16 protein-coding genes and 1 tRNA gene are annotated in these 17,906 nt (G+C 71.7%); 10 read left to right on the forward strand and 7 right to left on the reverse strand.

Annotation, left to right across the window (positions count from 1 at the left end; genetic code table 11):
* The first annotated feature begins 33 nt into the window (after positions 1 to 33).
* From OG439_RS41755 to OG439_RS41770, 4 genes are all read left to right on the forward strand, one after another.
* Positions 34 to 402 carry a YrdB family protein gene (locus tag OG439_RS41755; RefSeq protein ID WP_326945964.1) on the forward strand — a complete coding sequence of 123 codons (369 nt, stop codon included), beginning with the start codon at positions 34 to 36 and terminating at the stop codon, positions 400 to 402.
* Positions 403 to 531: 129 nt separating this feature from the next.
* The gene (locus OG439_RS41760; protein ID WP_326945965.1) at positions 532 to 654 is read left to right on the forward strand and encodes a hypothetical protein; all 123 of its coding nucleotides are present in this window, start codon (positions 532 to 534) and stop codon (positions 652 to 654) included.
* 66 nt (positions 655 to 720) lie between these two features.
* A complete protein-coding gene (locus OG439_RS41765; RefSeq protein ID WP_326945966.1) occupies positions 721 to 3,663 on the forward strand; it encodes a lantibiotic dehydratase in 2,943 nt (980 codons plus the stop codon).
* Positions 3,660 to 4,760, forward strand: a complete 1,101-nt coding sequence (locus OG439_RS41770) for a lanthionine synthetase C family protein (RefSeq protein ID WP_326945967.1) — start codon at positions 3,660 to 3,662, stop codon at positions 4,758 to 4,760. Before OG439_RS41765 ends, OG439_RS41770 begins: the two co-directional genes overlap by 4 nt.
* Here OG439_RS41770 and OG439_RS41775 read toward each other — a convergent pair.
* The 3 genes from OG439_RS41775 to OG439_RS41785 form a co-directional block, all read right to left on the reverse strand.
* A complete protein-coding gene (locus OG439_RS41775; protein ID WP_326945968.1) occupies positions 4,753 to 5,346 on the reverse strand; it encodes a helix-turn-helix transcriptional regulator in 594 nt (197 codons plus the stop codon). The two genes, OG439_RS41770 and OG439_RS41775, sit on opposite strands and share 8 nt — an antisense overlap.
* 79 nt (positions 5,347 to 5,425) lie before the next feature.
* On the reverse strand, positions 5,426 to 6,301 hold the full coding sequence (locus OG439_RS41780; protein ID WP_326945969.1) for an LLM class F420-dependent oxidoreductase: 876 nt from the start codon (positions 6,299 to 6,301) through the stop codon (positions 5,426 to 5,428).
* A gap of 40 nt (positions 6,302 to 6,341) precedes the next feature.
* The gene (locus tag OG439_RS41785; protein ID WP_326945970.1) at positions 6,342 to 7,310 is read right to left on the reverse strand and encodes a YncE family protein; all 969 of its coding nucleotides are present in this window, start codon (positions 7,308 to 7,310) and stop codon (positions 6,342 to 6,344) included.
* A gap of 144 nt (positions 7,311 to 7,454) precedes the next feature.
* Here OG439_RS41785 and htpX point away from each other — a divergent pair, with 144 nt between their 5' ends.
* The 3 genes from htpX to OG439_RS41800 all read left to right on the forward strand — a co-directional run bounded on the left by htpX (position 7,455) and on the right by OG439_RS41800 (position 10,811).
* Positions 7,455 to 8,315: a zinc metalloprotease HtpX gene (gene htpX, locus OG439_RS41790; protein ID WP_326945971.1), complete on the forward strand. Its 861-nt coding sequence runs from the start codon at positions 7,455 to 7,457 to the stop codon at positions 8,313 to 8,315.
* A gap of 89 nt (positions 8,316 to 8,404) precedes the next feature.
* Complete coding sequence (locus OG439_RS41795) at positions 8,405 to 9,499, forward strand: LLM class flavin-dependent oxidoreductase (RefSeq protein ID WP_326945972.1); 1,095 nt, start codon at positions 8,405 to 8,407, stop codon at positions 9,497 to 9,499.
* 1 nt (position 9,500) lies between these two features.
* Entirely contained in the window at positions 9,501 to 10,811 is a 1,311-nt protein-coding gene (locus OG439_RS41800) for an NtaA/DmoA family FMN-dependent monooxygenase (RefSeq protein ID WP_326945973.1), read from the forward strand.
* Here the strand turns inward: OG439_RS41800 and rfbA are convergent.
* Positions 10,808 to 11,689, reverse strand: coding sequence for a glucose-1-phosphate thymidylyltransferase RfbA (gene rfbA / locus OG439_RS41805; protein ID WP_247060435.1), 882 nt, complete (start codon positions 11,687 to 11,689; stop codon positions 10,808 to 10,810). The genes OG439_RS41800 and rfbA overlap by 4 nt on opposite strands.
* 76 nt (positions 11,690 to 11,765) lie before the next feature.
* Positions 11,766 to 12,902: a sialidase family protein gene (locus OG439_RS41810; protein WP_326945974.1), complete on the reverse strand. Its 1,137-nt coding sequence runs from the start codon at positions 12,900 to 12,902 to the stop codon at positions 11,766 to 11,768.
* Positions 12,903 to 13,079: 177 nt separating this feature from the next.
* On the opposite strand from OG439_RS41810, the gene OG439_RS41815 reads away from it, so the two are divergent.
* Together OG439_RS41815 and OG439_RS41820 are read left to right on the forward strand one after the other, a co-directional pair.
* On the forward strand, positions 13,080 to 13,757 hold the full coding sequence (locus tag OG439_RS41815; protein WP_326945975.1) for a hypothetical protein: 678 nt from the start codon (positions 13,080 to 13,082) through the stop codon (positions 13,755 to 13,757).
* A 16-nt stretch (positions 13,758 to 13,773) separates the two neighbouring features.
* Positions 13,774 to 14,220 (forward strand): GNAT family N-acetyltransferase, encoded by a 447-nt coding sequence (locus OG439_RS41820; protein ID WP_326945976.1) that lies wholly within the window; start codon positions 13,774 to 13,776, stop codon positions 14,218 to 14,220.
* 66 nt (positions 14,221 to 14,286) lie between these two features.
* Here OG439_RS41820 and OG439_RS41825 read toward each other — a convergent pair whose 3' ends face one another.
* A complete protein-coding gene (locus OG439_RS41825) occupies positions 14,287 to 14,778 on the reverse strand; it encodes a YajQ family cyclic di-GMP-binding protein (RefSeq protein ID WP_247060445.1) in 492 nt (163 codons plus the stop codon).
* 117 nt (positions 14,779 to 14,895) lie between these two features.
* Here OG439_RS41825 and OG439_RS41830 point away from each other — a divergent pair.
* Positions 14,896 to 14,978, forward strand: a tRNA-Tyr gene (locus OG439_RS41830).
* A gap of 46 nt (positions 14,979 to 15,024) precedes the next feature.
* On the opposite strand, the gene OG439_RS41835 is transcribed toward OG439_RS41830, so the two are convergent.
* Positions 15,025 to 17,889, reverse strand: a complete 2,865-nt coding sequence (locus OG439_RS41835) for a carbohydrate-binding protein (RefSeq protein ID WP_326945977.1) — start codon at positions 17,887 to 17,889, stop codon at positions 15,025 to 15,027.
* Between the last annotated feature and the right edge of the window lie 17 nt (positions 17,890 to 17,906).

Consider the following 17,906-nt stretch of genomic DNA (forward strand, 5'->3'; position numbering starts at 1 on the left):
GTCCACAGTGGACTTGGGCCCTACGCTGGGCGGATGACTTCGGAGCCGACTCCCCGCCTGAGCGGGGTCGCGGGTGTGGTGCTGACGGTCCGGTTCCTGACGGAACTGGCCCTCCTGGGCGGCTTGGCCCTGGCCGGCACCCAGCTCGGCGGCGGCGTGGTGCTGGCCATCGTCGACGCCGTCCTGCTGCCGGTGGCGGCGGCCGCCGTCTGGGGCCTGTTCATCGCCCCGAAGGCGCCCCGGCGGCTCCCGGAACCGGCCCGTTTCCTGGTGGAGTTCGCCCTGTTCGCGGCCACCGGCGTGGTGCTGGCCCTGGTCGGCTGGGTGATCGCCGGGATCGTGCTGGCCGTGGTCGGCATCGGCGTCGCGGCCCTCACCCGCCGCGTCGCCAAGGACGGCTGACCAGCCCTGCCATCACTGCCAACCTGTCTGCCGGCGATTGCCCCGGCCGTGGGTTCGCCCATTTACTGGGTGAGCACCAGGGCCCCGGTGAACGTCGAAATCCCCGTACCCACGGACAGGAGCGGAATCATGCAGAACGCAAATGGTGACATGCAGGTCGTGCCGGACGAGTTCGACCTCGACGTCCAGGCCGAGTTCAACCCGGACGTCGTGGTCTGGATCCTCGGCACCGACTGCTGCTCGGCCTTCTGATCGCCGCGGCGGGCGGAAAACCGGACCGGTTCCGGTTTTCCGCCGCCGGTTTCCCGGAGGCCGGAAATGGGTGACGAGATTTTCCGGGTGCACGACGGTTTCGTCGTACGCACCCCGCTGCGCTCGGGCGCCGCGCGGCTGCCGGCCGCCCCCGGCGGCCCGGATCCCGAGGCGTGCCGGGACGTCTTGCGCGCCGCGGCCGACCGGGCCGAGCTGGCCGAAGCGATCGAGGTCGCCAGCCCGAGCCTCGCCGCGGTCTTGGCGGACGCGCGGAGCGGCCGGCTCGACGCGCGCAAGCCCGCTCAGCTGCGGCGGGCCGCGCTCGCCGTGCTCAAGTACGACCTCCGCTCGCGGACCCGGCCGACGCCGTTCGGGCTGTTCGCCGGGGTGTCCGCCGGCCGGTTCGACCTCGCGCCGAAGGTGGAGGACGACGGACCGGCGCGGACGCGGACCCGCGTCGACCTCGGCTGGCTGCGGGAGGTCATCGAAGCGGCGGAACCGGAGCCCGGCCTGCTGCCGCACCTCGACGTCCAGGCGCACTCGACGGTGGTCCGCCGCGCTGACCGGCTGCACCTCGACACGCCCTCGGCAGGTCAGCGCGCGGCCGTTTCGGTGCGGTGCACCCCGGCGGTCGAGGCCGTGCTCGCCGAGACGCGGGCGGCCCGTCCCGTCGCGGACGTCGTCGCCGCGCTGCGGGACCGGTTCCCCGTCTCCGGCACCCGAGCCATCGGGCTGATCGCCGAGCTGGTGCGCCAGGGCGTGCTGCTGACGTCGCTGCGGCCGCCGCTCGACGGCGGTGACCCGCTCACCCACGTCATCGACGTGCTGGCCGCGGCCGAGCGCCGCGGGGCGGTCGTACCGCTGCGCGACGCCCTCGTCGCCGTGGCCGAAGCGCGCGACGCCTACGACACGCGGCCGATCGGCGAAGGGACCGCCGAACTGCGTCGCCTCGTCGCCCTCGCGCGGGCCGTGAAGCCGCACGAGAACCCCGTGCACGTCGACACCCGGCAGGGGCTGCGCGTCCGGTTGCCCGAGGACGTCCGCGCCGAGGCCGCGGCCGCGGTCACCGCGATGTGGCGGATGTCGCCGCGCCGGGCCGTCCTCGGCGAGTGGCAGGCCCGGTTCACCGAGCGGTACGGCGCCGGACGGCTGGTTCCGCTGCTGGAGGCCCTCGACGAGACCGCCGGGATCGGCGCCCCGGCGGGCTACCGGTGGCCGGCCGCGCGGCCCGCGACGCCGGAGCCGCCGCCGGAGCGGACCGCCCGGGACCGCCGGGTGGCGGCGCTGGTGGCCGAGGCGGTCCGGGACGGCGCGCGCGAGGTCGTGCTCGACGACGAGACCGTCGACGCACTGGCCGACGACGGCGACCCGGCCGAGGTCACGCGGTTCGGCGAGTACTGCTTCCAGCTGTGCGCGGCCTCGGTCGAGGACCTCGCCGCCGGCGAGTTCCGGCTGGTCACCGCGCCGAGCCACGGGTCGTACCAGCCCGGCGCGACCGCGAGCCGGTTCGCCGGAATGCTCCCCGACCCGGACGTCGTGGAGCGTGACGAGCAGGTCGTGCCCGTGACCCTGGCCTACCAGCCGCGCGAGGGGCGCGGCGCGAACGTCGTCAACACGCCCGCGCACACCGGCCGGCGGATCGCGGTCGGCCTGCCCGGGGGGACGCTCGCGCCGGCCGATCTCGCCGTCGGCGTGACCGGTGGCCGCGTGACCGTCGTGCACGTCCCGACGGGTACCGAGCTGCTGCCGGTGGTGCACAACATGCTGCGGCTCGAGGACCAGGCACCGAACGTCGTCCGGTTCCTGCACGACGCCAGGCTGACCGGGACGCGGCTGTGGGAACCGTGGGACTGGGGGAGCGCGCTCGCCGGGCCGTACCTGCCGCGCGTGCGCTACCGGCGCACGGTGCTGAGCCCGGCGGTGTGGCGGCTGGACGCCCTGCGCGACGTGCCGGACGACGCCTGGCCCGGCGCGGTCGAGCGCTGGCGGACGGCGTGGCGGGTGCCGGAGCGGGTCGAGGTGCGCAGCCGGGACCAGCGGCTGACGCTCGACCTGGCCGACCCGTGGCACCGGGCGATCCTGCGCGACGAGCTGCGGAAGGACGCCGGCCTGGTCGCCACTGAGTCCGCCGACCCGGGCGGCTGGCTGGGCGGCCGGCCCGCCGAGGTGGTCGTCGGGCTCAGCCGCCGGACGCCGGTGCCGTCCGCGCCGCCGCCCCGCCCGCTGCGGGCCCGTCGCCGGTACCAGCCGGGCGGGGAATGGCTGTACGTCAAGGTTTTCTCACCGCGACCGGACGTCGTGCGCGACCGGCTCCCGGCGCTGGCCGCCGAAGCCGGCGGGCCCTGGTACTTCGTCCGCTACGCGGAGCTGGACCCGGTCCTGCGGCTGCGGTTCCACGGTGACCCGGCGACGTTGTGGCCGTCGGTGTTCCCCCGCCTCGCGGCGCGGCTCGGCGAGTGGTCGGACCAGCGGCTGATCGGTGATTGGCTGGTGGCGAGCCACGAGCCGGAGCTGGAGCGCTACGGCGGCCCGGCGGCGATGCCGGCGGCCGAAGCGGTGTTCCACGCCGACAGCGAGCTCGCGCTGAGGCTGCTGGACCTGGAACGGCGAACGGCTTTCTCGCTGGACGAGCTGGCCGCGGTGTCGCTGGCGGCGCTGGCCCACGCGTTCGGTGCGGCGGACCGGCTGCCGGCGATCGCTCCGGGCCGCGAGTACGCCCGGAACCGCGTCCGGTGGCGGTCCCTCGTGGATCCGGCCGGCGGCTGGCCCGGCCTGCGCGCGACGGCCGAAGGACGCGCGGTCGTCGACGCGCTCGGCCCGCGTGACGAGGCGGTGCGCCGCTACGGCGACGTCGTCCGCGAGCTGGGCGACGCCGAGGAGATCTTGGCGAGCCTGCTGCACATGACGTGCAACCGGCTGTTCGGCGGGCCCGTCGAGCGGGAGCGGAAGGTGCACGGCTACGCGCGTGCCGCGGTTCTCGACCACCTCGGCCGCCGGAGGCACTCGTGACCGCGGACTTCGCGGCGCTGGTGGCCGAAACCGCCCGGCGGCTGACGCCCGTCGGATCGGGCGGGACCCGGCCGACCTCGCTGTTCCGCGGTCACCCCGGCGTCGCGATGCTGTTCGGCGAGCTGGGCCGGGCGGACGAGCGGTGGTTGCCGGTGGCCCACCGGCACCTCGCGGCCGCGGTGGCCGCGCTGGACGACGCGCCGGCCGCCGGGCTCTACGAGGGCCCGGCCGCGGTGCTCGCCGCCGCGCAGACGTGCGCGGCGGGCACCGGCCGCTACCGGGAGTTGCGGGCGCGGCTGACCGCGTACGCCGAGGCCGCGCAGGCGCACCGGCTCGCCCACCCGAGCGGCTACGACGTCGTCAACGGCCTCACCGGGCTCGGGCGCGTCCTGCTCGACGCGGGCGCCGACGTCGGACCGACCCTGGACGCGCTGGTCCGGCTGGCGGTCACGGAAACCCGGCCCGGCGCCGACGCCGGGATGGCCCACGGCGTCGCCGGGATCCTCGCGTTCCTCGCCCTCGCCGCGGAACACGAGCGGGTGGTGCCCGGCCAGCAGGACGCGATGCACCACATCGCAGGCTGGCTGCGCGACGTCGCCGGCGAAGACGCCGCCGGTCCGTACTTCCCGGCCTGGGCCGGGGAACCCCCGGTCCCGGCCAAGAGCGCCTGGTGCTACGGCGCTCCCGGCGTCGCCGTTGCCCTGCACCGGGCCGGGACCGTGCTGGGCGAACCGGCCTGGCGGCGGCTCGCGGTCGAGGCCCTGCGCGCGGTCACCCGGCGTCCCGAGGCCGAGTGGCACCTCGACGGCCCGACCGTCTGCCACGGTTACGCCGGTCTGCTGCAAGCCCTGCACCGCGTCGGCACGGCCACTGGCGATCCGGAGCTGCTGGCCGCGGCCGGCCGCGTCGCCCGGCGCGTGGCCGCCTGTGCGGACGAAACGGCGGAGTTCCTGTTCCGGCACCACGAATCCGGCGCGCCCGTCGACGTGGCCGGGCTCGTCGAAGGCGCGGCCGGGGTGGCCTGCGCGCTGCTGCCGTTCGCGGGGTACGACGCGCGCGGCGCGTCGTCGTGGGACCGCGTCCTGCTGTTCAGCTGAACGCCCGCCGGCGCGTGGCGAGCAGTTCGAGGAGCCCGCGGCGGCCGTCGACGCCGATGTGGCCGTAGATGTCCTTCAGCCGCCGGTACATCGTCCGCTCGGAGCAGTAGAAGCGCCGGGCCATCTCCCGCGTCGACCGCGCTTCGATCACCATCTCGAGCACCGCGAAGTCGCTCACGCTCAACGCCGGCGCGGCGCCGGGGTGATCCGGGGTGGCCAGTGCGAGGCGGGCGGCCTGCCGGTGGATCACCGTCACCGCGCGGGACGGCGGCAGCTGGATGTTGAGCACGCCGTGCGCTCCAGCGTGCATCGCGGCATACGTCTGGTTTCCGGAGACGTCGTCGACGACGCCGATCACCGCTTGCCCGGGAAATGCGGCCCGGAGTGAACTGATCACCGAAACCTCGGCTTCGGTGAAAGCGGGCACCGCGGCCACCGCGCCGCGGTGTTCCCGCAGGGTGCAGGACAGATCGGCCGTCAGGACCAGCCGGATGTCCTGCTTTTCGAGCAGGAACACGTGCGGTGAAAGGGCCTCGCCGAGACAGGCCGGGGCGATCACGTTCAGCCGAGTCGGTGATTCCGTCATGGTGGCCCCCGCAGATCCCGAAATATCGAAGAAACGATATCAGGGGATCCGCGGGGAATTGATTGTTCTTTTGTCCGGGTCAGCCGATCCGCGCGGCGGCCGGGATGACGTCGGTGCCGAACTTCTCGAGCACCGCCGGGTTGTGCACGTGCGGGACCATGCCGAGGGCGACCTCGATGCCGAGCCCGTTCAGCCGCTCCAGCTCCTTCAGCAGCTCGCCGGTCTTCTCGCCGTCCTCGCCGATGTCGAGGATGTGGTAGACGGTCTTGGTGATCGAGCCGTAGTCGCGGCCCTCGGTCTCGCAGTGCTGCTTGAGGACGTCGAGCTTGTGCTCCAGCTCCGGGCTGTTGAAGAGGTTGCACTGGTCGGCGTACTTCGCGACGAACCGCAGCGTCTTCTTCTCGCCGCCGCCGCCGATCATGATCGGCGGCCGCGGGCTCGAAAGCACCTGCGGGACGTTCAGGAGCCGCGACGCGTCGAAGTGCGCGCTCTTGAACGGCGCGTCGCCCTCCGCCCACATCTGCAGGATGTACTGGAGGTTCTCCTCCAGCAGCTCGAAACGCTCCTTCAGAGGCGGGAAGGGGAAGCCGAGGCCCTTCGACTCCTCCTCGTTCCAGCCCGCGCCGACGCCGAGGATCGCGCGGCCGCCGGAGAGCACGTCCAGCGTCGTGATCGCCTTGGCCAGCAGGCCCGGGTGGCGGTAGAGGACACCGGTGACGACGGTCAGCAGCTTGGCGCGCTCGGTGTGCGCCGCGATGAAGCCGAGGGTGGTGTACGCCTCGAGCATGTCGTTTTCGACGGGGCCGACCCCGCCGATCTGGAAGAAGTGGTCCATCACGGCGATGGAGTCGAAGCCCGCTTGGTCGGCGGTGCGGACGACGGAGGCCAGGTCGGCGCCCAGCGCGGACGCCCCGTTCGGCCAGGTGAAGTCGGGGATCTGCAGTCCGAGTTTCATAGTCCCCGACCGTATACCTGGAGTTACCCCAGGTGCGTGCTCAGAAATCCCCGATGAGGGAAACCCTGCCGTGCAAGGGATCCGTGACGAACACCGTGTGCGTCCGCTGGTCGACGGCGACGTCGCCGGGGTTGACGCCCAGTGACAGGTCGCCGGTCAGTGTGCCCGTGGCGCCGTCGATCCGGCTGAGGCCGTTCTGCCCGCCGTTGGTGTAGACCGTGTTCGTGCCCTGGTGCACGGCGAGCGCGGAGGATTCGCTGCGCAGCAACACGGTCTTGCGCTCGGTGCGCGTCGAGGAGTCCACAATGGACATGTGGTGGATGCCGGAGTTCGCGACGTACACCGTGCCGCTCGCGGCGTGCACCGCGACCGCCGTCGGCTTCGCCCCGACGTGCACGCTCGCGACGAACTTCCCGGCGTCGATGTCGAACACCTCCACCGAGTCGGTGTCGGTGCTGGCGCAGTAGGCCAGCTTGCGGCCGGGGTCGACGGCGATGCCGCCCAGGCTCGGCTTCGGGCCGGGCACGAGGGCCGCGAGCGAGCAGCTGACGCCGTCGAGCACGGCGAGCATGCCGGTGCCGCCGCTGGCCGCGTAGACGCGGTTGGCCTGCTCGTCGACCGCCAGGGTGGCCGCGCCGGCGCCCGCGCCGATGACGCTCACCAGGTCGTGGGTGCGGCCGTCCAGCACCACGACGGTGCCGGCCGGCGGGTTGGCGACGTAGATCCGGTTGGCGACCGAGTCGACCGCGATGTCGCCGGGCGCGCCGCCGACGCGGACCACCGCGCCGATCGTCGCGCTCTGCGGGTCCACGACGGAAACGGTCCCGGCCTGGGGATCCGTGACGTAACCGAGGCCGGTGACCGGATTCACCGCGATCCCGGTCGGGGCGCCGCCCAGCTCGATCGACCGGACGTTCTCCGCGCGCGCGACCCCGGGCAGGAACACCGCCCCCGCGCCCGCGGTGACCAGGGCGAACAGGGTCCTCCGGCGTATCCGGCGGCCTCGCATCGGCGCCTCCGCTCGTGATCGATTCGCCTCCCGAGCGTAACCCGCGCGATGATCACGCGAAGGAACTTCGGGTCCCCCGATCGCGTTGTTTCCAGTGGGTAACCCACCAGAAGAGCGGGAAAGAGCGGACGGAGGCGAGCGCGCGTGCACGGGCACCAGAACGGGTTGAAGACGGCGTTGCTGCTCGGCCTGCTGTCGGCGATCATCGTCGCGATCAGCGGGCTCTTCGGCCGCGGTGCCCTGGTCATCGGCCTGGTCATCGCGCTGGGGATGAACGCCTTCGCCTACTTCAACTCGGACAAGCTGGCGTTGCGCGCGATGCACGCGCAGCCGGTGTCCGAGGCCGAGCAGCCCGCGATGTACCGGATCGTGCGCGAGCTCGCGACGGTCGCCCGGCAGCCGATGCCGGCGCTGTACCTCAGCCCGACGGCCGCGCCGAACGCGTTCGCCACCGGCCGCAGCCCGCGTCACGCCGCGGTCTGCTGCACCACCGGCATCCTCGACATCCTCGACGAGCGCGAGCTGCGGGCCGTGCTCGGCCACGAGCTGTCCCACGTCTACAACCGCGACATCCTGATTTCCTGCGTCGCCGGGGCGCTGGCCAGCCTGATCAGCGTGCTCGCGAACATCGCGTTCTTCTTCGGCGGCAACAACCGCGACGGGAACCCCCTGGTCGGCCTGCTGCTGCTCTTCGTCGGGCCGATCGCGGCCGCCGTCATCCGGATGGGCGTGAGCCGGTCGCGGGAGTACCAGGCCGACGCGTCCGGCGCCGAGCTGACCGGCGACCCGCTGGGCCTGGCCTCGGCGTTGCGGAAGCTGGACGCGGGCACGCGGGCGCGGCCGCTGGTCGCGGAGCCGCAGCTGGTGTCGCAGTCGCACCTGATGATCGCGAACCCGTTCCGCCCGGGCGAGGGCATGAGCAAGCTGTTCTCGACGCACCCGCCGATCGCCGACCGCATCGCGCGGCTGGAGGAGATGGCCCGCCGCGCCCCCGGCGGTCTCTGACCCCCAGGCGTCACTTTCACGGGGAAAGCTGCGTTTCTTCCACATGGTGGGACGGGGAATCCACGTCGGGCGCGCGGAGTTGCGCAGGCATGGTCTCCGCAGAGCTGCACCTGGGCGTCGCCATCGACGGGGCCGGGTACCACCCGGCCGCGTGGCGCGTGTCCGCGGCCGAGCCCGCCGCGCTGTTCACCTCGGGCCACTACCTGAAGTACGCGAAGCTCGCCGAAGCGGCTTCGCTCGACTTCGTCACCCTCGACGACTCGCTGGCGCTGCAGTCCGGCGGCGAACAGGTCGTCCGCGGCCGCCTCGACGCGCTGCTCACGCTGTCCGCGATCGCGCCGGCGACCAGCGGGATCGGCCTGGTGCCGACGGTCACCACCACGCACACCGAGCCGTTCCACGTCTCGACGTCGGTCGCGACGCTGGACTACGCCAGCCGCGGCCGCGCCGGCGTGCTCGCCGTGCCGTCGCGCACCGACGCCGAGGCCGCGCACTTCGGCCGGCGCCCGGCGCCCGCCGAGGCCGCCGCGGAGGCGGAGAACGCCGAGGTCGTCGACGTCGTCACCCGGCTCTGGGACAGCTGGGAGGACGGCGCGATCATCCGCGACGCGGCCACCGGCCGGTTCATCGACCGGGAGAAGCTGCACTACGTCGACTTCGAGGGCGGCTTCTTCAGCGTGAAGGGCCCGTCGATCACGCCGCGGCCGCCGCAGGGCCACCCGGTGACCGCCGTCTACGGCGATTCCCCGCACGCCGTCGCCGCCGACCTGGTCATCACCAGGGCGGACCACCTCGACGCCGTGTGTGCCACGGCCGCGCGGTTCCCCGGCGCGAAGGTGCTCGCGACCGTCTCGATCGTGCTCGCCGAGACCGCGCAGACCGCCCGGGACCGGCGGCGGGAGCTGGACGCGCTGACGCCGTTCGAGCCCGTCGGCCTGTCGTTCGTCGGCACGCCCGCGCAGCTGGCCGCCGAGCTGCCGCGCTGGGCCGCCGAGTCCGGCGTCGCCGGCTTCCACCTGCGGCCGGCGGTGCTGCCCGACGACCTCGACCTGCTGACCGGCGAGGTCGTGCCGGCCCTGCGCGCGGCCGGCGCGTTCCGGCCCGGCTACCGCGGCTCGACGTTGCGCGAGCACCTCGGGCTCGGCCGCGCGGTCAACCAGTACGCCGTCACCCCGGGAGCCTGAGATGACCAAGCAGATCAAGCTGGCCGCGTACTTCCCCGGCGTCAACAACACCACGGTGTGGAGCGATCCGGCGGCGGGCAGCCAGATCGACTTCGCGTCGTTCGAGCACCTCGCCCGAACGGCCGAACGCGGCAAGCTCGACTTCCTGTTCCTCGCCGAAGGCCTGCGGCTGCGCGAGCACGCGGGCAAGATCCTCGACACCGACGTCGTCGGCCGGCCCAACACGACCGCGGTGCTGGCCGCGCTGTCGGCCGTCACCACCCACCTCGGCCTGGCCGGGACGCTGTCGTCGACGTTCAACGAGCCCTACGAGGTGGCGCGCCAGGTCGCGAGCATCGACCACCTCTCCGGCGGGCGCGCGGCGTGGAACGTCGTGACGTCGCCGGACGCCTGGACCGGCCGGAACTTCCGGCGCGGCGGCTTCCTCAAGCGGGAGGACCGGTACGCGCGCGCCGAGGAGTTCCTGGCCACCGTGCGCGAGCTGTGGGACAGCTGGCAGCCCGGAACCCTGGTGGGGGACAAGGAGAACGGCGTCTTCGCGCGCGACCCCGGCAAGTTCGTCCACAGTGGACCGCAGTTCGACATCCACGGTGAGTTCACGTTGCCGCGCACACCGCAGGGGCAGCCGGTCGTCATCCAGGCCGGCGACTCCGACGAAGGCCGCGAGTTCGCCGCGAAGGCCGCCGACGTCATCTTCAGCCGGCACGGCACGCTCGAAGACGGCCAGGCGTTCTTCCACGACGTCAAGCGGCGTCTGAGCACCTACGGCCGCGAGCCCGGCGAGCTGCTGATCATGCCGGCCGCGGCGTTCGTCCTCGGCGACACCGACGCCGAAGCCGCGGAGCGCGCGCGGGAGATCCGGTACCAGCAGGTCCGCCCGGCCACCGCGATCCAGTTCCTCGAGCAGGTGTGGAGCCGCGACCTGTCGGCCTACGACATCGACGGGCCGCTGCCCGACATCGACCCTGACCCGGACGCCGCGCCGCTGACCTGGGGCCGCGTCCGCCACGAGAAGGACCCGGCCGCGCTGGCCGCGAAGTGGCGAGCGCTCGCCGAAGAGAAGAAGCTGTCGATCCGCGAGCTGGTGATCGAGGCCACCGCGCGCCAGCAGTTCGTCGGCTCGCCCGCGACCGTGGCCGGGACGATCGACGAGTACGTCCAGTCCGACGCGGCCGACGGCTTCGTCCTCGCCCCGCACCTCACCCCCGGCGGGCTCGACGAGTTCGTCGAGAAGGTCGTCCCCCACCTGCAGGAACGCGGTGTCTTCCGGACCGAGTACGCCGGGCCGACGCTGCGTGACCAGCTGTTCTAGGCCGCGGCTCCCGCCGCCACGGCGACGGCCTTGACGTAGTCGCCGTAGCCGGACTTCGCGAGCTTCGAGCCCAGCGCGTAGCACTCGTCGGCGTCGATGAAGCCCATCCGCAGCGCGATCTCCTCGAGGCAGGCGATGCGCACGCCGGTCCGGTGCTCCAGCACCTGCACGAACTGCCCGGCCTCGAGCAGCGAATCGTGCGTGCCGGTGTCGAGCCAGGCGAACCCGCGGCTCAGCTCGATCAGCGTCGCGCGGTCCTGGCGCACGTAGGTGAGGTTGACGTCGGTGATCTCCAGCTCGCCACGCGGCGACGGCTTGAGCGCCCGCGCGATCTCGACGACCTGGTTGTCGTAGAAGTACAGCCCGGTGATCGCCTTGTTCGAGCGGGGCTTGGCCGGCTTCTCCTCGATGGAGACCAGCTTGCCGTCCGCGCCGACCTCGCCGACGCCGTAGCGCTCGGGATCCTTGACCGGGTAGCCGAACAGGACGCAGCCGTCGAGGTCCCGGACCGCGGCCTGCAGCCGGCTGGAGAAGCCCTGGCCGTAGAAGATGTTGTCGCCGAGCACCAGCGCGACGTCGTCGTCGCCGATGAAGTCCGCGCCGATCACGAACGCCTCGGCCAGCCCGTTGGGACTGGCCTGCTCGGCGTAGGTGAACGCGAGGCCGAACTGGTCGCCGTTGCCCAGCAGCTTGCGGAACATCGGCAGGTCAGCGGGGGTGGAGATGATGAGGATCTCGCGGATCCCGGCCAGCATCAGCACCGAGATCGGGTAGTAGACCATCGGCTTGTCGTAGACGGGGAGCAGCTGCTTCGACACCGCCTGGGTGATCGGGTGCAAGCGTGTCCCGCTGCCTCCGGCCAGCACGATGCCCTTCATTCGCTGCCTCCCTCTGCTCGGTCCACCGCCGCGGCCCACCCTACGGGGCAACGGGTGGAGCCGTGATGGGGAAGCGCTAGAAGGCCGGCCCCTTGCCGAAGTAGGCCTTGCAGCCGAGGTTGTACTCGGTGGCGATCTCCAGGACGTTCTTGCCGTCGTCGACCGGCAGCAGCGTCGAGGAGTAGTTGGGGCAGAAGTTGTTGTAGATGCCGGTGATGTGCACCGGCGCGGGCAGCTCGTACCAGTTGCCGCTGCCGAAGTTGTCGTTCGCGAGCAGGACCTGGCCGTTGCCGGGCTGCGGTTTGCCCTTGGCGTCGGTGTAGATCTGCCCGACCATGACGATCCGGACGCCGTTCGGCCCGCCGGGGAACAGCGTGATCGTCTGCGCGTGCTGGAAGTAGTTGCCATTCGCGGTGTTGACGCGGGTGCCGGGGTCGGTCGGGCTGCCCCAGTTGGCGCCGTCGGGCGAGATCTTGAAGTACGGGTCGCAGTAGCGGTCGCGGAAGTTGCAGATCTCGTAGGCGAAGTAGTACCGGCCGTCGGGCAGCCGCCGGATGATCGGCATGCCCGGGCGGACCCGGTCCGGCGGGATGGCCAGGGTGAGCTGCTTGGTGCCCCAGTTCACGCCGTCGGTCGAGGCGACGCGGTTGAGCACCTGCGCGTACTTCGGGGCCTGCGTCTCGTCGGCGAAGTGCAGCCAGAGCGTGCCCCCGGCGTCGACGGTGAACTCCGGCTCCCAGATGCCGTCGATGTTGTGCGAGCGGGCGGCTTCGGCCAGGAACCCCCAGGAGCGGCCGCCGTCCTTGCTGGCCCAGATCTTGATCCCGACGCGGCGTTGTGCCCCGGCGTCCTGCCGGTAGGACGCGGCCCACAGCAGGGTGCCCGCGCGGAGCCGGCCGACGCGCTGCGGGAGTTCGTAGAGGGTGCCGCAGCACATGCCGTAGCGGCCGTCGGGGTCGTGGATCTCGGCGATCTCGTGGAAGGACGCGCCTTCGTCGGTGCTCTCCATGACGGGGGTGAACTTGCCCCCGGCGTCTTCGCTGGTGAGCGCGGCGATGATGCGCCCGCGTCCGAAGGCGGAGTGCTCGAGCCGCACGAGCCGGGCGTAGGAGCCGTAGCCGGGAACGAGCTGCCGGCGCTCGGCGGCGCTCGCGGGCGTCAGCAGGGCGGTGACGAGGACCAGCGGAAGCACGAAGACGAGCAAACGGCGCATCCTGACCCTCTCCACGCGGTGACCGCGCGATTACAACACGCTGCGGGCGGTCTGCTGTGGACGGTCGCGCGGCGTTCGCACGTTCGGGGTTTGCCTGCGCCCGATTGGGTGATCGATCACACAAGGCGACGGTAACGCCGGGGCAAAGCCGGCCGAAAGATCACTGAGGGGGATCTGATGAGGAAATTGGTGTGCGCGCTGGCGGCCGTGGTGCTGGCGTCGGGGTGCGCGTCGGGGACCGGGTACGGCGTGATCGTGGCGGCTGGTGCTTCCGCGTCTGCGGTGCCTGCGGTGCCTGCGGCTCCTCCGACGACTGCGCCGGCCGCGCCGCGTGACCTGCCGCCGGAGACGCACACGGGCAAGGGCGAAGGCCAGTTCGCGGTGACGTGGCCGGCGGACCAGCTGGGTTTCTTCACGTTCGACTGCCCGAAGTGCGCGGGCAACGTGATCATCAGCACCGACGGCGGCGAGTTCGGCCTGGTCAACGCGATCGGCGCGTACAAGGGCACAACCTGGCTGAACACGGAACCGGACCGCCCCACGAGGAAGGTGACGGTCCTGGCGGACGCCCCTTGGACGGCGACGATCGCGGACTACCGAAGCCTCCCGGAGGCGAGCGCCGCCAAGCCGTCAACCGGCAAGGGCGACGCGGTCCTGCGGGTCCCGGCGGGCATCACGCGCGTCCACCTCAAAGCCAAGACCCGCGGCAACATAGCGCTGTGGGTGCAGTCCGAGGAGACCGGCGACCTGCTGGTCAACGAGATCGGCGACGTCGAGGTGGACCGGGACGTTCGAGGTCCGGCGTACCTGAGGGTGGACGGCTACGAGACGAGCTGGACGATCACGCCGTCCTGAGCGGAGGCATTCGTTGGTGGAGATCAGCTTCCTGACCGAATCCGACCGCGCCCGCTGGGAGGTCCTGGCCCGAGGCAAAGACGCGCACTTCGAGGTGGAACGAGCCGACGAAGCCTACGAACGCACCTGGCGCCGCCTGCTGGACGACGACCGGACCCGCGGAATCGCCGCCCGCCTGAACGGCGAGGTGGTGGGCGCCGCGCACTACCTGTTCCACGCGAGCATCTGGTACGCCGCGAAGTGCTACCTGGCGGACCTGTTCGTGGCCTCGGAAGCCCGCCGGCGGGGCATCGCGACAGCGATGATCGACTGGGTGGCGCGGGACGCGAAGGAGCAGGGTTTCCCGGGCCTGTACTGGAACACACTGGCGGACGCCCCAGCACGCGCGCTGTACGACAGGGTGGGCAAGTACCACGAGGGCTTGATCCACTACAGCTACCGACGCGACGCGGACCGGAGCTGAGGGCACTCGCCGACGTTGTACCCACGGGCACCCGACAGGGGATACCCGCAGGTCAACGAGGGTGCGTCAGCGGTAGTTCGTGAACTGCAACGCGATCTCGAAGTCCTTGCCCTTGAGCAACGCGATCACGTCCTGCAGCTGGTCCTTCTTCTTGCCCGACACCCGCAGCTGGTCGCCCTGGATCTGGGCTTGCACGCCCTTCGGGCCCTCGTCGCGGATGAACTTGGCGATCTGCTTCGCCTTGTCCGAGGCGATGCCCTGGATGATCTTGCCGCTGAGCTTGTAGATCTTGCCCGACAGGGCCGGCTCGTCCGCTTCGAACGCCTTCAACGAGATGCTGCGCTTGATCAGCTTCTCCTTGAAGACCTCGACCGCGGCCAGGGCGCGCTCCTCGGTCTCGGACTCGATCGCGATCGCCTCCTCGCCGGACCAGTTGATCGTCGTGCCCGTGCCGCGGAAGTCGAAGCGCGTGCCCAGCTCCTTGCTCGCCTGGTTCAGCGCGTTGTCCACCTCCTGGTGGTCGACCTTGCTCACGACGTCGAAAGAGGGATCCGCCACGTGTCCTCACACCTCGTACTCGCTAGTCAGGGGCACCCAGCCTAGTCCCGGGTATCCCGGTTGACCCCCGCCGGGAGTGCTTGGGTAAGCTTCTCCCCGGCCGGTACAACCGGCTTGGGCGGGTTACCCGAGTGGCCAAAGGGGACTGGCTGTAAACCAGTTGGCTTACGCCTACGGGGGTTCGAATCCCTCACCCGCCACGCCCAGCGGCCCCGGTGACCTCGCAGGTCACCGGGGCCGTTTGCGTTAAAAGCCCGAGTTCCCGGCTCCTCTCACCAGCGTGTAGCCGCCGTCGTTGAGCAGCCCTCCGGACGTGGCGCCCGTCACCGTTGTATGTGCGATCGATGCGCTGCCCGTCGCGTTCGTCTCGATGCCGTACGTGCCCGCTCCGGCGATCGTGACGCGGTCGAAGCTCAGCTGCGTGATCGACTTCTGGAAGCTCAGCAGCACGCCCTGGTAACCGCTGTCGGTCAGCGTCAGGTCCTCGACGACGATCGGGGCCGCGATGGGTGCCGAATCCGCGTAGATCCAGAGGCCGCCGATCGCCGAGTTCCAGTTGTACTCGAAGCTGCCCGTCCGGACGAGCGTGTTGCGGCGGATCGACGTCGTGCCCGACAGGGGGACCGGGTTGAAGCGGGTGCCGACCGTGATGCCCGAGCCCGCCGTGACGTTGTCCGCGACGACGTTGTCCTCGACGCGGTTGCCGGACCCGCCGAAGACGCCGATGCCGTTGGCCAGCGCCGGCGACTGGACCGTGTTGAACGTGTACGCGCTCCCGGCCACCGTGTTGCCTTCGGAGAACATCGCCAGCCCGTCGTCGCCGGTGTTGCGGACCATCGACTGGTCCACGCGCACGTTGCTCGTGCCGGCGTCCTTGGCGTGGATGTTGACGCCGTCCGCGAACGTGTCGCGGATCCGCGTGCCGACGACGTACAGGCCGTTCGTGCCCGAGTCGGCCCACAGCCCGACCTTGGTGTGCTCGATCCACAGGTTCTGGATCAGCGACCCGGTGCCGAAGTTGCCGTCCAGCGCGCCGTCCGAGCCGTTGTCGTCGCGGATCCGGACGTCACCGAAGATCGCGAAGTCGGCCAGCGTGACGTTGCTGCCCGTGCCGAAGAAGCCACCGCGCGGACCGGTGCCCTGGATCACCGACGACCACGGCCCCGCGCCGAAAACGCGCACGTTCGCGACGTTGATCTTCGACGTGATCCGGAACGTCCCGGCCGGGATCCACACCGGCTTGTTCTGGGCCGCGCCCGCGGCGATCGCGGCGTTGATCGCCGATGTCGCGTCCGACCCGTTGTCCGGCACCGCGCCGTACGACGTGATGGACAACGCGCCCGCCGGGGCGGTCGCCGCACTGGGCGCCTGCTCGGCGTCCAGCAGGTCGACGTCGTAGTACGCGGCCGTGCTCGACGCGTCCTTCTGCAGCTTCAGGACCGTGCCCGCGGGCCAGTCGCCGATCGAAGCACGCGTCTCGTCGTAGTACCGGTGCGGGCTGCCCTGCGACGGCACGTTCGTGTACGGGTACACGCCGTAGACCCAGCTGTAGTTCGACGTCAGGGACAGGTCGCGGATCTTCGTCCCGTTCGCGTAGAGCGCCAGCGGCGCGGTCTGCCCGGCGCCGTCCGCGCTGTCCGGGATCGAGAACCGCAGGGTGACGGCGTTCGCGGGCTTGGTCAGCGTGACGCTCACCGACTGCCCGGTCGCGCCGAGCCGCACCGCGCGGCGGCCGCTCGACTCGGCCTGGACCGTGTGGAACGTCCGGTCCGCGGCGAGCACGGTCCCGGTGGTCGTCCCGGCTTCGGCCTCGTACTCGGTGTACGGCGTCGTCGCGCCCCGCGCGGCCAGCGCCGTCTCGTTGGCGACGACGACGCTGTCGACCAGGACGTCGTTGCCGGTGCCGGCCAGCTGCAGCGTGTTGACGCCGGCGCGGACCGGCACCGAGACGGTGGCCGTCCGCCAGCCGGTGCCGGACGGCAAGGTCGCCGTCCCGGCGTCACGGCCGTTCGCCGCCACCGCGAGGGTGCCCGCGTTGGCGAACCGGATCGTCGCGGTCGCCGTGCCCGCCGACGCCATCGCGAACGTGCGCACCAGACGCGCGCCCGCGGTCCCGAAGCCGGTCACGTAACCCGGCCCGGTGAAGCCCGTGGTCGCCGTGCCGACGGTCGCACCGCCGGACACGAAGGCCGCCTCCGCCTCGCCAGGACCAGCGGGTTGCGAAGGCACCGACGGCGTCACGGTCAGGTTGTCGAGGTTCACGTTGCCGGAGTCGGTGCTGTCGAAGGCGTACGCCACCGTGTGGTCGCCCGCGGTCAGCGTCACGGACTCGGTCGCCGACGTCCAGGTGTCCCAGTTCGCCGACGCCGGTAGCGACACCTGGCGCTGGCGGACGCTGTCGACATAGAGCGAAAGCGTCATGGCGGTACCGGTGCCGTTCGCGTACCGCAGGGCGAGCGACTGCGCCCCGGCGGTGGTCACCTTGACGGCGAACGACGTCCGGGCGTTGCCCTTGTTGCCGTCGGTGTAACCGCCGACGAACCCGCTCCCGCTGTAGCCGGGGTGCTCGGTCGAGACGACCGCGCCGCCGGTGAGCGTCGCGTTCTCGGCCTCGAACAGCGGGCCCGCCTGCCCGGTCGCGGACGGCGTGACGTCGAGGCGGTCGAGGTTGACGTTCCCGCTGTCACCTGGGCCGAAGGTGTAGGACACGCTGTGCGCGCCCGCGCCGAGGGGGACGGCGACACTCGCCGAGCCCCAGCTGTCCCAGGAAGCCGTAGCGGGCAAAGAAATCTGCTGTGCCGTGGAATCCACGGTCAAGGTGACGGTGCGCGAAGAGCCGGTGCCGTTCGCGTAGGCGAGCGCGAGGGTGTACGAACCGGCCGACGCGGCAGAGACGGAGAACGTCGTCCGCGCGGTACCGCGGTGGCCGTCGGTGTAGCCGCCGACGAACCCGGAACCGCTGAAGCCGGGATGGTCGGTTTCGACGACGGTACCGCCTGAAAGAGCAGCGGATTCGGCTTCGAGACGAGTGGTCGCGGCGTGTGCCGGGACCGTGCCCAAGAGAGCGGTGAAAGTGAGCACCGCGACGGCCAGAACAGGGAATCTGCGCATCTGTTTTCTCCCAACAA

This window comes from Amycolatopsis sp. NBC_01307, assembly GCF_035975215.1.
Classification (GTDB): Bacteria; Actinomycetota; Actinomycetes; order Mycobacteriales; family Pseudonocardiaceae; genus Amycolatopsis.

What these genes read in the sequence shown, in the direction of transcription:
- OG439_RS41765 (WP_326945966.1), top strand. Translation starts at nt 721, where the DNA reads ATGGGTGACGAGATTTTCCGGGTGCACGACGGTTTCGTCGTACGCACC.
- OG439_RS41780 (WP_326945969.1), bottom strand. Translation starts at nt 6,301, where the DNA reads ATGAAACTCGGACTGCAGATCCCCGACTTCACCTGGCCGAACGGGGCG.
- rfbA (WP_247060435.1), bottom strand. Translation starts at nt 11,689, where the DNA reads ATGAAGGGCATCGTGCTGGCCGGAGGCAGCGGGACACGCTTGCACCCG.
- OG439_RS41775 (WP_326945968.1), bottom strand. Translation starts at nt 5,346, where the DNA reads ATGACGGAATCACCGACTCGGCTGAACGTGATCGCCCCGGCCTGTCTC.
- OG439_RS41785 (WP_326945970.1), bottom strand. Translation starts at nt 7,310, where the DNA reads ATGCGAGGCCGCCGGATACGCCGGAGGACCCTGTTCGCCCTGGTCACC.
- OG439_RS41800 (WP_326945973.1), top strand. Translation starts at nt 9,501, where the DNA reads ATGACCAAGCAGATCAAGCTGGCCGCGTACTTCCCCGGCGTCAACAAC.
- OG439_RS41835 (WP_326945977.1), bottom strand. Translation starts at nt 17,889, where the DNA reads ATGCGCAGATTCCCTGTTCTGGCCGTCGCGGTGCTCACTTTCACCGCT.
- OG439_RS41795 (WP_326945972.1), top strand. Translation starts at nt 8,405, where the DNA reads ATGGTCTCCGCAGAGCTGCACCTGGGCGTCGCCATCGACGGGGCCGGG.
- OG439_RS41815 (WP_326945975.1), top strand. Translation starts at nt 13,080, where the DNA reads ATGAGGAAATTGGTGTGCGCGCTGGCGGCCGTGGTGCTGGCGTCGGGG.
- OG439_RS41810 (WP_326945974.1), bottom strand. Translation starts at nt 12,902, where the DNA reads ATGCGCCGTTTGCTCGTCTTCGTGCTTCCGCTGGTCCTCGTCACCGCC.
- OG439_RS41760 (WP_326945965.1), top strand. Translation starts at nt 532, where the DNA reads ATGCAGAACGCAAATGGTGACATGCAGGTCGTGCCGGACGAGTTCGAC.
- OG439_RS41755 (WP_326945964.1), top strand. Translation starts at nt 34, where the DNA reads ATGACTTCGGAGCCGACTCCCCGCCTGAGCGGGGTCGCGGGTGTGGTG.